General features: G+C 55.3%; 9 protein-coding genes. 8 read left to right on the top strand and 1 reads right to left on the bottom strand.

Annotated features, from left to right (window positions below):
* The first annotated feature begins 5 nt into the window (after positions 1–5).
* The 7 genes from ABD76_RS10740 (at position 6) to ABD76_RS10770 (ending at position 9,996) form a co-directional block, all read left to right on the top strand.
* The gene (locus ABD76_RS10740) at positions 6–815 is read left to right on the top strand and encodes a methyltransferase domain-containing protein (RefSeq protein ID WP_197256749.1); all 810 of its coding nucleotides are present in this window, start codon (positions 6–8) and stop codon (positions 813–815) included.
* A gap of 17 nt (positions 816–832) precedes the next feature.
* Positions 833–2,083, top strand: coding sequence for an MFS transporter (locus ABD76_RS10745; RefSeq protein ID WP_197256751.1), 1,251 nt, complete (start codon positions 833–835; stop codon positions 2,081–2,083).
* 22 nt (positions 2,084–2,105) lie between these two features.
* On the top strand, positions 2,106–3,365 hold the full coding sequence (locus tag ABD76_RS10750) for an MFS transporter (protein ID WP_197256753.1): 1,260 nt from the start codon (positions 2,106–2,108) through the stop codon (positions 3,363–3,365).
* Positions 3,366–3,369: 4 nt separating this feature from the next.
* Positions 3,370–4,074 carry an ABC transporter ATP-binding protein gene (locus ABD76_RS10755; RefSeq protein ID WP_197256755.1) on the top strand — a complete coding sequence of 235 codons (705 nt, stop codon included), beginning with the start codon at positions 3,370–3,372 and terminating at the stop codon, positions 4,072–4,074.
* A gap of 24 nt (positions 4,075–4,098) precedes the next feature.
* Positions 4,099–6,468, top strand: a complete 2,370-nt coding sequence (locus ABD76_RS10760; RefSeq protein WP_197256757.1) for an ABC transporter permease — start codon at positions 4,099–4,101, stop codon at positions 6,466–6,468.
* Between the two features lie 565 nt (positions 6,469–7,033).
* Positions 7,034–8,677, top strand: a complete 1,644-nt coding sequence (locus ABD76_RS10765; RefSeq protein WP_197256759.1) for a hydroxysqualene dehydroxylase — start codon at positions 7,034–7,036, stop codon at positions 8,675–8,677.
* Between the two features lie 56 nt (positions 8,678–8,733).
* Entirely contained in the window at positions 8,734–9,996 is a 1,263-nt protein-coding gene (locus ABD76_RS10770) for a sensor histidine kinase (protein WP_197256762.1), read from the top strand.
* A gap of 123 nt (positions 9,997–10,119) precedes the next feature.
* Here the strand turns inward: ABD76_RS10770 and ABD76_RS10775 are convergent, their stop codons facing one another.
* The gene (locus ABD76_RS10775; protein ID WP_197256764.1) at positions 10,120–12,294 is read right to left on the bottom strand and encodes a 3'-5' exonuclease; all 2,175 of its coding nucleotides are present in this window, start codon (positions 12,292–12,294) and stop codon (positions 10,120–10,122) included.
* A 238-nt stretch (positions 12,295–12,532) separates the two neighbouring features.
* On the opposite strand from ABD76_RS10775, the gene ABD76_RS10780 reads away from it, so the two are divergent.
* Entirely contained in the window at positions 12,533–12,892 is a 360-nt protein-coding gene (locus ABD76_RS10780; protein ID WP_242069511.1) for a hypothetical protein, read from the top strand.
* The last annotated feature ends 81 nt before the right edge of the window (positions 12,893–12,973 follow it).

The raw sequence follows: 12,973 nt of genomic DNA on the forward strand, positions 1-12,973 counted from the left end.
AGAACATGAACAAGCTGATGATGGATGAAGGAAAGCTGAAGCGGTTGTTAGATCGGATGAAAGGGCAAATGAACATCAGTTGGTCCAAGGAAGAACAGGTTCTCGGACAGTTCGGCGTCAAGGATGGCGATTCCATTCTGGAGGTTGGCAGCGGTCCCGGATTCGTGACGGAGCAGCTCTCGCGAATGTTCCCTTCGAGCCGCATTACTTCTATTGAAATCGAAGATTATTACGTCCAATATGCACGGCAGCGCATTGCGCCCGGAGATGATGGACGGGTAAGCGTCGTGCATGGAGACATTCTGGAACATGGCCTTCCGCTCGCTCATTTCGATGTCGCCATCGCCAGACTTGTGTTTCAGCATTTGCCGGATCCGGGCCAAGCCGCAAGGAACATATTCGATCTGCTGAAGCCGGGAGGAAAGCTGATTATTTTGGATGTGGACGACGCCATCTGGGGCATGGTCGATCCGGTTATTCCGGAGCTGCTGCATGTGTTGAATCAGCATGCCAAGGAGCAGGCTTCGCAAGGAGGAAACCGGTTCATTGGCCGCCAGCTCTGGCATATGCTGCAGCAGGCCGGCTATGCCGATTTGCAGTTGAAGCTGCTCGCCTCACATAGCGACGAGCTCGGCATCGAAGCCTTTCTGCCGCAAGTAGATGCCGAGGAGATGCGAACGATGGTGGAGAGCGGATTTACAACGGAAGAAGAAGTGGCGGCCGTGCAGAAAGGCGTCTCTTCCTTTCTCGCCAGCGAGCACCCATACGCCATGCTCATCATGATGGCTGTCTGTGGTGTCAGACCTAACTCATAGAAGGGGAGCGTGTCTATATGGGAACAAAGGATACGCCGTCTGCCGTTACCCGCATCCTGTTCTGGTCGGCTGTTGTCTTTAACGTGGCCGTGTGGATCGATCTGGTGGCGATGCTGAATTACTGGGGCTTTTACCATGCGGCCACGCCCATCCAGCTCGGGGTTCTCGTCATGAGCTTTTCGGGTTCCATGGCCCTGGCGACAGCAATGGGAAGCGGACGGATTCAGAAGCGGAATGTACTGGCTATGATGGGAGCTGCTTTGGGGAGCGGGATGATCATGGTTCTTCATTTGTACGTGGCTTCTTTTGCCGCGGCAATCGGACTGATCCTCATCAAAGGCTTGCTCATCGGATGCTTTGTTAACGGACAGGAGGTATTGCTGCGGAGGATGACCTCTCCGCAGCTATATGAAGCGCTTGACAATCGGTTCGAATGGCTGGTGGCGATCGTCAAGTGCGCCGGGCCGCTGGCTGCCGGATTGAGCGTGATGGTATGGCAACCGCAGGTGACCGTGTGGATAGCCGCCGTTACCTATGCCGTTACTGCCATTCCCGCAGCCTTTCTGTCCAGACCTGCGCTAGCGGGAGAAGCGAGCAGGGAGGAGCCGGCCCAGGACAACGGGAACGTGCAGCATCCAGGCGAGGCGCCGGACGCATCCGTTCGCGCATTCCTGATGTCGGGGCTCATTATCCTTGCGGCGATGTCCTTCTTCGTCACGGTCGGCGATTCACAATTGGTCGTGTTGTTCCGCGACGTTTACCAGTGGGACAATGCCGCGATCGTGGCTTATGTGATGGCTGCCGCAGGTCTCGGCACGCTGTTGGTTCGGATGCGGGTGGAATCATCCGGAGGCCAGCCTTCCTTCAAGGCGATAAGCCTGTCCTCGGCAGGGTTGGCGCTTGTATTTCTTGCCGTTACGTGGGCCATGAGCCGGCACATGGACGTGGCCTGGCTATTGGGACTGTTTTTTGCCGGCGGCATATGCTGGCAAATCGGCTTCTCCCTTTATCTGAAAAAGCTCGGTCAATTGGCTGCCGCTCGCGCAAAAATGGTGCAATTCGGCACGGTCATGGCGCTTACGTATATTTTGGGGCCCCTCTTCGGAGGAATGGGCGTGGCTTGGCTCGGAATCGGCGCGACGTTCTTGTGGACGGGAGTGTGCATACTTGTCTTCGGCCTTGCGGCCAGTGTGGGGTATGCCGCGATTCTGGCACAGCTGCGCAAATCGGCTCAGCGCTCATCCCATCCAGTGAAGGAAGCGAAATGAGAAAAGGGGGGAAGCGGTCTGCATGGAAGCAGCGAAACAGAGTTTGTTCGGCAATAAAAATGTAGTGTATTTATTATCCGCACAGCTATTTTCCGCTTTGGGAGACGGAATATCCCTGCTCGCTATACTGGCCTTGTTCGGCTTTCAAATGGAAGCCTCCCCGATGGAAATGGCATATGTCACGTTGTCATTAGGGCTTCCATTTGTTCTCTTCGGTCCTCTCACGGGCGTGTTGGCAGATAAATTCGACCGCAAGAAAATCATGATATTCTCGGATATTGCTCGCTGCGTCATCATGCTCGCGATTGCCTTCACGGACCAAATCTGGCTGCTGTACGGCTTGTTCTTCCTGAAAGGAACCTTCGAATCGATGTTTACTCCGGCCAAGAACGGAAAGGTGAAGGAATATGTCCCGAACGAGCAGATGGATCAGGTGGTCGGCATCACGACGATCATCGACTACGGATCCAAAATTGTCGGGCCTGCGGTCGGAGGAGTGCTGGTGGCGGCGACGGGCGTGAAGCTTGCCTTTTATATTGACGCCGCGTCTTTCCTCATTTCGGCCTTGCTGCTGCTGGGATTATCAAAGCGGTCGATCCCGGAGGATCAGGAACAGGACGGGAAGGGCGAGGAGTCGTTCGTCTCCTTGTTCAAAAACGGATTAACGTTCATACGGAACACGCCGGCTCTGTTATATAGCTCCATTGCATTCAGCGTTGCCATGCTTGTGCTGACCTTGACGGATACCCAGCTCGTGGTGCTGATGCGCGAAATGTCCGACGTTCCGCCATCCTTGTTCGGCATCGTCATGGGAGCGATCGGGCTCGGAACGCTGGCGGTCGCCGCTTACTTGTCCAAAGCGAAAATAAACGGCGCAATAGCCTATATGTCCCTGGGGTGCCTCGGGGCAGGCGTCGCTTTTGTGTTGATTACCTTGTTTACCCAATGGGAAATGTCAGGGAAGTGGATATGGTATCCTGCGTTAGGACTGTTTGGCGGTTGTTTTGCGGCGCTCGTATTCGTTCCTTTCCAGTCGATGGCTCAGAAGCTGACGCCGGAATCTTATACGAGCCGCGTGTTCGGAGTTATCGGCAGCCTCAGCACATTTGCCACGATCGTCGGTCCTTTGATGGGCGGGGTGTTGATCGACTTATACGGCGTGTTCCCCATTTTCTTCGTCGTTAGCGGCCTGCTCGTATTGACGAGCGCGGCTCTTGTGGCGTTGTACCTGAAAGACAGCAAGACGAAGCACGCGGCGGTCGACGGTTACGAAGGGGGATAATCAGATGGACTTAATAAGAGTCAACAATGTAAGCAAGATATATGGCGAAAAGGAAAGCCGGGTTTGCGCGCTCGACGGGATTACCGTCCGCATTGCAAAAGGCGATTTTGTCGCATTGCTTGGTCCGAGCGGCTCCGGCAAGTCTACTTTGCTCAACGTGATGTCCGGTTTGGAGAAGGCGGATGCGGGAGAAATTTATTTTGCCGACCAACCTATTTCCCGGTATGGGGATAAGCAATTGGTCGAATTTCGACGGAAGCATACAGGGTATATTTTTCAGCAGTATCATTTGATTTCGAACTTGACGGTTCAAGAAAATATCGAGATCGGACAATATCTGAACGCGGATAGCCTCAACTTGGATGAACTCACGAAGGAATTGAATATCCATCATCTGAAAAGCCGGTTCCCGTATGAACTATCCGGGGGCCAGCAGCAGCGGGTAGCGATTGCAAGGGCATTGATCAAAAAGCCCGAGGTGCTGTTCTGCGACGAAGCGACAGGCGCTCTGGATGAAGCGAACGGAAAGCAGGTGCTGAACTGCCTGCAAAATATGCAGCAAAAATACGGCATTACGATTGTATTCGTCACGCATCATCTCGGAATCGCGAAAATGGCCCGGCACATTATCAGGCTGAATAGCGGCCGGCTGATTGCCCAAGAAGTGAACGAGCATCCGCTTGCGGCCGAGGAAATCAGTTGGGGATAACATCATTGCAGGGGATGTGTATTCATGAGAAACGTAATGAGGTTTGTGTGGCGCGATTTGTTGAAGCATCGGCTGCAGGTATGGCTTATGCTTCTCCTCATCGTGGCTACATCCTTTATTTATTTCTTTATTCAATATGCTTCGGACGGAATCCTCACGGAATACGAGCGCTTTGCCGAAGCGAGCGGCCAGGAGCATTTTGCTTTCCGCCCGAATCTGGCCGTCCTGCTGGAGGAAGAGAAGCTGCGGCAGCTCGCGCGGAGGGAATCCATATCTCAGCAAGAGCTAGACTCGCTTGGACTGGAGAACCTGATCGATACCGGCATGCTGCGGCTGCCGGATGAAGAAGCTGCGGCAGCCGCGCGCTTGAGCGAAGAATATCGATTCGATGCGGACGAGATGAAATATAAAGAGAACGTCGAGCAAGGAATTCTCTATCGCTGGTACGATGATGCCAGCGGGCGGAGCGTGAATCGGATTCACGTCGTCGAAGGGCGGCTGCCCGCAGACAACGGCGAAATTGCCGTTGCCTTACATGCCGATACGGGGCAGCCGTGGAAGATCGGCGATCGGCTGACAATCGGGGATCAGACATACGCCATTACTGGAACGGTCATACTTCCCGAACAAATGCGGCGATATGCCGCTGACGCGGAACGTCCTTTCGATATTATCGTGTCCGCGAAGCAATATGAAGGGATTAACGGCAAGGAATTTCACTATTTTAGCGGACGTTTCCGAGATGGAGTATATAAAGAAGACGCAATCCGTCAAATGGCACAGGACGTACGCTTTGCTTCCTTCCTGCCTGCTCAAGATAATCCCGGGGCGACGGAACTGGCGAAGGGCGCGGCTTCCAATTCCGGGATGGCGCTCATATTTTTGATAATCTTGACGTTGTTATGCACAGGGGTATTTCTCATCTTTCTGAATCGCCGCTTGCGGCAGCAACAGAAATCACTGGGATGTCTCATTGCGCTAGGCTATCCGCGCGCCCAGCTCCGTAAGGCCTACGTCGCCATTCATGCGGCGCTATGTGCGGCTGGAGTTATTCTGGGTCTGCTTCTCGCTTATTTTGCCAGCGATTTGCTTCTCCAGCAGTTTCAGGCCCAATATGTGATGCCTGTTTTTCCGAAGAAGCTTGACGCTTCTTCCTTGCTCACGGGCGTGCTTGTCATCATGCTCGGATTCAATGCGGCTTCCTATTGGATCGTGGCCCGGATCATGAACGGCGACGCGGCTGCGATGCTTCAGGCCAGGCAGAAGCAGGAACACGTTAATTTCCTTACCAGGTGGGTAAGCCGCGCAACGGCGGGTCTGCCTTTCATCTGGCGGGTTAAATTGCAAATGTCTGTTAGAAGTCTGAAAATGATCGTTATGCTCGGCATAACGGTACTGCTGTCGTCGATCCTGTTTATTATGGGCTTGTCATTGAATCAGTCCAGCTCCATTGCGGTGGAACAGAGATTCCGCGGAGTTTCCTACCAATACGATATTCATTATGCGGAAGCAAGGATTTCTCAGCATGATGAGAGCCGCAATGATTACTATATGCAGACGAACAAGCGCATGGCGTGGGACGAGGGCAGCGGCAAGCGGGCGGGAGCGACGGTCAATCTGCTGGCATTCGATGGCGACGAACAGTGGCTGACATTGTCGGACGGAAGCGGACGGGAGATAAATGCCAAGCTGAAGGAAGGAGCCATCGTGCACGTTTCCAAGGCGCAATTATACGGCTTGCAAATCGGCTCGACCATCAAGCTCCTTATCGGCGGCAAGGAAGTTGCCGTTCCGATTGCAGCCTTCTGTTCTAATGGAGATCCGGCGGCCGTTTATATGGATAAGCTGCAGTTGACGAAGGCTCTCGGCATTTCACCGGATATTTACAACGCTTCGTTCACGAATTCGCTTGGGGCTGATGCGCGGCAGGGAGCGGGCAGCAAAGTCATATCCACCGAGAGCATGCGCAAGGAAATGCAGGATCAGGCGTCCTCCTCGCAGCTGAGCGCCGTCCTGAATCAGGTCATCGGCGGTGTCATTGCGGTCATCATGGTGTGGCTCGTCGCTTTGATAACGGTAGAAGAGAACAAAAATAACATGGCCATACTCCGCATAATCGGGTACAGCGAGAGGGAGATAGCCAATATGTTGTTGAATATATATATTGCGATTGTGATCGTTTCATATTGCGTGTTTACGCCGATCTCTTTATTGGTTGTGATATATATACTCAACTTGGTTTCGCTTAACACGAACGATTTTATTCCATTGATCTACAGTATTTATACATTTGTTTTCGTGCTGGCTATTATTGTAGCCATTTATTATGTCGTGCTCTTCGCCGTTAGGCGGTTGCATGTGCATACCTTCGGCGCGTCCCCGGCTAACATGTGACACAAGCTTATCAGCAGAGGAATAAGAGAACGAGGAGCAGGAGGTTCGGGCACCAAATTGTTCTTGGCGGAACAGAGGACTTTATAGCAGCTCTATCCAATTTGTGCGAGTGGGATCGACTAGTCCGGCAGGGTGCAGCATGCACATGCTTCCCGGGAGCCATTTTTTCTCTTCATCATGTTGAGCAAATAACCGTGATTAGGACTCGTGTATTGTTAGCCGGTTCGCTGCATCATTAAGCTATGGCGCCGCCCGCTTCCGCTGATGGAAGAGGAGCGGCGCTTCTTTCTGCGGCACCCAACGCCGGAGCAGTTCTGAACACGAAGTGAAGCTGTCATATGCATGGATTGCAGGCGCTAATGAGAGTTGCATGCGCATTGAGGACGAACATGGAAAGCCGCATGAGGGAAAACCTCCGTCCGGTTTGATCGGGAGGTGCTGAATTTATTTAAGCCTTTTACTCTAGCAATAATGTGGAAATATGTTGAAAAATAAGCTTTCTATAGTAAGATGATATTAGTTGTTTTTCCTATACTTCATAGAGAACAGGAGTGCAGGCGCTGAGATGGTAGCATCAGTTCATCCTTCAGTTGTCGTGCTGGGCGGCGGAATCGCCGGCATGAGTGCCGCGCAGGAGTTGATGGAGCGCGGATTTCACGTTACGGTTTTGGAGTCGCGCCGCATTCCCGGAGGGAAGGCGCGCAGCATGCCGGTGCCGGGAACGGGAACAGAGGGACGGCGGGATTTGCCGGCTGAGCACGGATTTCGCTTTTTCCCGAAGTTCTACAAGCATGTCACGGACACGATGAAGCGCATCCCTTATCAGGGGGGGCGGCGCAGCGTGTATGATAATCTCATCGAGGGCACGAATCTGGGACTTGCGTTTTTCGACCGGCCGATGCAGCCTTTTCTGACCGAATTCCCCCAATCCATCAGCGGATGGAGAACCTTGCTCAAATCTCTCTTCAGGAACAATCTCAGACTCAGCGAGCATGATATCGACCACTATGTGTCTGCCCTATGGAAGGTGTTGACGAGCTGTGACGAGCGCAGATTGCTCGATTATCAGCGCGTCTCCTGGTGGGATTTCCTGCAGGCGGAGAAGCAGTCCCCCGAATTCCGGCACATCTTTACCGGCTTGACGCGCATTCTTGTCGCAGCCAGAGCCAGAGAAGTAAACGCTTGCACGGTCGGCACGGTCGGAGCGACGATTATGCTGGACATGGTGCTGCCGGGAGGCAGCGCCGATCGGCTCTTGAACGGGCCGACGAATGATGTATGGATTAACCCGTGGCTGAACTACTTGCGTCAGGGGGGCGTCGATTACCGCTTCGGGGCGAAGGTCGAGCATATTCACTGCGAGGACGGCCGGATTCAAGGGGTAACGGTAACCGAGAACGGCCAGTCCAGACGGGTGACCGCGGATTATTACATTGCGGCGCTGCCGGTGGAGGTGATGGCCGGATTGCTGAATGACGGGCTGCTCGCCGGCGATCCGCTCCTGGGCGGGTTAATTGAGTTGGCCAAGAATGTCGAGTGGATGAACGGTGTCCAATTTTATCTGAAGGAGGATGTGCCGATCATTCATGGACATGTCATCTACATGGACAGCCCCTGGGCGTTGACCTCGGTCTCGCAGGCCCAGTTCTGGCCCGAATTCCGGCTAAGCGATTATGGCAACGGCCAGGTGAGGGGGATTATCTCCATTGACGTGTCCGATTGGAAGGTTCCGGGCATCTTGTACGGGAAGCCGGCGATGGAATGCACGCGGGAAGAGATTAAGGCCGAGGTGTGGGAACAGATGAAGCGCAGCCTGAATCAGGACAAAATCGTGCTGTCCGACGACATGATCGTGGAATGGAATCTGGATGAAGACATTCAATTTGAGGGGGGGCGGGCGACCAATGCGGAGCCGCTGCTCGTGAACCACGTGAACACCTGGAATCTGCGGCCGAACGCCTACACGGCGATTCCGAATTTGTTCCTGGCCTCCGATTATGTCCGGACGAATACGGATTTGGCCACGATGGAAAGCGCGAACGAAGCCGCCCGCCGGGCCGTCAACTGTATTCTGGAGCGCGCAGGCTCCGATGCGCCCCCATGCAAAATATGGGACATGTATGATTACCCGATCCTGTCGGCTTGGCGTTCCAACGATCGGGCCCGCTTCCACAAAGGCTTGCCCTGGAACGGGAAAATAATCGGTTAACTCGCTTTTCGCGTGTACGGCGAATGGCTACTACGTTCGGAAAGGAACGGTTAACTTTGATCGATTCTATACTATCCCAGGAATTCAAGGGACTGCTGTATATTATGTCCGCCTGTCTGATGTTCTTATTGATCACGCCGCAGTTCATGTTTGCCAATTACCGGAGAAAGATGCTGTTCATCGGCATCCTTCTGGTGCTTACGTATTTCTATATTCGCTATGAAAAGATTCATCCGTTCGTGTACGGCATACATCTCACGCCGATCTCGCTGACGCTGGCGGCGCTGTTTGAAGGCTTTTTGCCGGGGATCGTTACCTGGCTTGCCTTCAATCTGTGCACGGTGCTGCTGCTGGGAGAAAATGTGCTGGCGACCGCCGTCGGCTCGACGCTGCTGCTCGTTATGGGCCTTTATTTCCACTATCGGCATGTGCTCCAAAGCACCTATTGGCAGATTTGCCTGCTCGCCGTCACCTTGACGACGACCTATTTGCTCGGGTATTTGCTATGCTTCACGCAGTGGCAGCACCTGACCGGCGTCGATGCGGGAGTGGCGGTGGTCGGCACGTATTTGTCGGCGATGTACGTCAGCTACATTTATCATCATGTCAAAAACCAGGAAAAAATGCGGGAAGAGCTGTTCCGCGCCGAGAAGTACCAGGTCGTCGGCCAACTGGCCGCATCGATCTCCCATGAGATTCGCAACCCTCTTACCACATCCCAAGGCTTTCTCCAACTGATGACGAAGGAGAATCTCACCCCCGAGCAATTCGAGAACTATCACCGCCATGCCGTAGCGGGAATCGAGCAGGCGAATGCGATCATCACCGATTATTTGAACTATGCCAAACCTGTCGTCGAGCTGGCACGGCCGCTTCACGTGCAGAAGGAGGTGGATGATGTCGTCGCCATGATCGCGCCGCTGTGCGCCTTGTCCGAGGTGAAGGTGAATACCCAGCATCTGACCAAATCCCCGCGCTATGTGTCGGGGGAATCGAAAAAGCTGCAGCAATGTCTGCTGAACATTATGAAGAACGCCGTCGAGTCGATGCCAAGCGGCGGAGAGCTGACCGTGACGACATGGTCCGACAATGAGGGCGTCCATATCCATATCAAGGACACCGGGGTCGGCATGAGCGAGAGTCAGATCAAGCGCATCGGCATGCCGTTCTACACGACGAAGGAGAAGGGGACCGGCTTGGGCCTGATGGTCGTCATCGGATTGATGAAGGCGATGAACGGTAAGGTATCCTACTACAGCCGGCCGGATGAAGGGACCACCTGCGTGCTGCAGTTCAAGCAGGTGAGGCTGTTCCGGTAGCGGCCGATAGCATGCCCGGCTCCGCTTAACGCAGAACAGCCAAGAGCGTTGGATAGCTCTTGGCTGTTTGCAGGCCGTCCCGAGGAGTGAATCAGCACTTTTCGGGACGGCTTTTATGCCGGTTTACGAATGCTCGTGCACGGTCCATTCATCATCCGACTGCGGGAGCAGCGGACTGATGACGCCATCCACGCACAGAGTTAACTGATGGAGCGCGCGCGTGCAGCCGACATACATCAGCCGCGCTTCCAGCGGGCTCATGCCGTAATGCGTCTCATTGGCATGGAGCAGAATGACGGCGTCGAACTCAAGCCCTTTCGACAGATAGACCGGAAGGACCGAGATGCCGCCCGAATATTGCTGCTGCCGGCCGTCGATGAGATGCGCTTCGGCGCCCAGCGCCCGCAGCCGCTCATGCCATTCCCGCGCTTCCTCTGTCGTGCGGGTCAGAATCGCCGTCGTCTGGTAGCCCTGCTCCCGGTGGCACTGCAGTTCGCTGGCGACCCAGGAAGCGGCCTGCTCAGGGGCCGCATGCCGTATGCGGACCTTGTTCCCGCTGCGGAATACCGGCTCGGCGAGCATGGTCGTCTTCACGCCGCGCTTCAGGATCGCGTTGGCGAAGTGGATAATCTCCATCGTCGAACGGTAGCTTCGCGTCAAGGCGTGATATGCCGTGTCTTCGCCGGCGAAGGCGTCGCGCATCTCCTGCCAGTCTTCGATGCCGGCATAGGCATGAATGCCTTGGGACAGGTCACCCAGGATCGTGAACGAGTGGCTCTTCGCGATCCGGTCGAGCAGGGCGACTTGAAGCGGGGAGAAGTCCTGCGCTTCGTCGATGACGACGTGATCGAACCGCTGGGCGGAAGCCACGCCATGAAGCAGCAGGTGCAGATAGACGAGCGTAGCTACATCTTCCTGCTTCACGATGCCGCGCTTCAAGCTCGCCAACGTCTGCTTCCTTACGGATGGCGGAAGGTGCCCGGCATACGCATCGTCCTGCAGCAGCTGCTTGTAGACTTCCATGACCTCCGCTTTGGACCAGCGCTTCAGATATGATTTCAATTTGGCGGAGCCTTTGCGCTTCTTCTCCTGCAGGCGGGACTTGCTCAGCTCCTGCTTCAGTTCCATCTCCAACCAGCGCTGCATGCGGGCGGCCACGCGCTCCAGCCGCTTGGCCGGCTCATAGGAGCGGTACTCCTGCCGGAACCAATGCGCGATCGTCGCGTGCGGAAGCAAGCCGCCTTCCCATGGGATGAAGTCTTCTTCCGGTATCGCCCGCTCCACCCATTGCCGGACGAACTCGTCCAGCTGCCGCATCCATTCCAGCGAGCCCTTGAAGCGTCCCGGGCTGCCGCTGCTGTCGAGCGGCCGCTCCGCGAGGGAGCCGTACCATTGTTCGATCTCGTCCATCGGCGAGGCGAGCTGCACGCGTTCCTCCAGCCCGATCAGCTCCAGCGCCCAGTCGGCGAAGGTGCGCTGCTGGATATTGCCGACGCCCAGCTCGGGCAGCACTTCCCCGATATAGTCGAGGAACATGCGGTTCGGCGCAAAAATAATCATGCGCTCGGCATGAATCTGATCCTGATATTGATAGAGCAAGTAGGCGAGCCGATGCAGGGCGACGGTCGTCTTGCCGCTGCCCGCGACCCCTTGGATGAACAGCGCCTTGTTCTTCGGCGCGCGGATAATCGCATCCTGCTCGGATTGAATGGTCGAGACAATGTCGCGCAGCTTGTTGTCCTTGTTCTCGCCCAAGCGATAGACGAGGAATTCGTCGGTTACGCTCTCCTCTCCCTGCTCGCGGTCGAACGTATCGACCACCCGCAGGAGCTGTTCGTTGCGGATGACGAGGTTCCGCTTCAAATGAACCTCCGCTGTCATCGTCCCCTCCGGCGCCTCATAGGATGCGGGCTCCAATCCGCCCGTGAAGGAGTAGAACAGGCTGGCGACGGGAGCGCGCCAATCGATGACAAGCGGATAAGGATCCGCGCCCGGCTTGGTGGCTTCCTGGTCCCGCCTCTCGCTGGCGTCGACTCCCTGCTTCCCGATGTAGAGCGGAATTACCTGTTCGCGGCTTCCTTCGCGGAGGTCGAGGCGGCCGAAATAAGGCTCCTTCGCTGCCCGCTGGAGCTTCTGCCGGCGCTGCTCGCGATTGTCTTCCAATACTTGCTCGGTAAAGTCATCTCCCTTATAGACGGGGATTTGCCGCAGTGCTTCATACTGCTTCCGGATCTCCCGGAGTGTCGCATCAAGATGGTGCTGCTCTTCTTGATAGGCACTTTGAAACGTGTCAGTCACTTTCAGTTACCTCCTAAGAATGATCATATTGCTGGAAAATGGGAACCTAGCATACCACACGCTAGGAGCAAAAGCAATGACTGGAGCGCTTTTTGGCCTGGAGATGTGCGGCCTCCGTTCCCGACCGTCTGACTCGGCGGCGAAGGCCGTCCCATACCGTTGATTCGGCTGCGGCCCGAACGGGGAACATATGAATAAAGACAGGAACAGAATCATGATGATGCGACGGGAGGAATGAATGATGAAATCGATGGAACGGGCAGGGCGCCGGACGATCCGGCTGCGCCGGGCAGCGGGGAGAGGAGCCGCAGGAAGAGCCGTGGCAGCGGCTGCCGTCCTCTTGCTCCTGACAGGCATGCTGAGCGGGTGCGTGCCGGGTGACGGGAGCTATACGCCCGCGAAGCCGGCAGGCTTCTTCTGGGGCATCTGGCATGGCTGGATTGCTCCGATCTCGCTGATCCTCGGCGCAATTAACGGCGAATACCGCATTTATGAAGGGAATAATACCGGGTGGTGGTATGACCTCGGCTTCTACCTTGCCCTGCTCGGCGGATTCGGCGGCTTGTCGATCACCCGATCGAAGCGGAAGGACAGATAAAGAGCGGCTCTTCCTTAACGAGGCGCATATATCGATGCCAAAAGGAGCATGTCGATGCGAAAGACATGCTCCTTTTTGCGG

The organism is Paenibacillus dendritiformis, from assembly GCF_015845845.1.
GTDB classification, from domain to species: domain Bacteria; phylum Bacillota; class Bacilli; order Paenibacillales; family Paenibacillaceae; genus Paenibacillus_B; species Paenibacillus_B dendritiformis_C.

Bases quoted from the DNA above. Each gene is read 5' to 3' on its own strand.
- ABD76_RS10745 (WP_197256751.1), top strand. From the start codon at position 833: ATGGGAACAAAGGATACGCCGTCTGCCGTTACCCGCATCCTGTTCTGG.
- ABD76_RS10780 (WP_242069511.1), top strand. From the start codon at position 12,533: ATGATGAAATCGATGGAACGGGCAGGGCGCCGGACGATCCGGCTGCGC.
- ABD76_RS10765 (WP_197256759.1), top strand. From the start codon at position 7,034: ATGGTAGCATCAGTTCATCCTTCAGTTGTCGTGCTGGGCGGCGGAATC.
- ABD76_RS10750 (WP_197256753.1), top strand. From the start codon at position 2,106: ATGGAAGCAGCGAAACAGAGTTTGTTCGGCAATAAAAATGTAGTGTAT.
- ABD76_RS10760 (WP_197256757.1), top strand. From the start codon at position 4,099: ATGAGAAACGTAATGAGGTTTGTGTGGCGCGATTTGTTGAAGCATCGG.
- ABD76_RS10740 (WP_197256749.1), top strand. From the start codon at position 6: ATGAACAAGCTGATGATGGATGAAGGAAAGCTGAAGCGGTTGTTAGAT.
- ABD76_RS10755 (WP_197256755.1), top strand. From the start codon at position 3,370: ATGGACTTAATAAGAGTCAACAATGTAAGCAAGATATATGGCGAAAAG.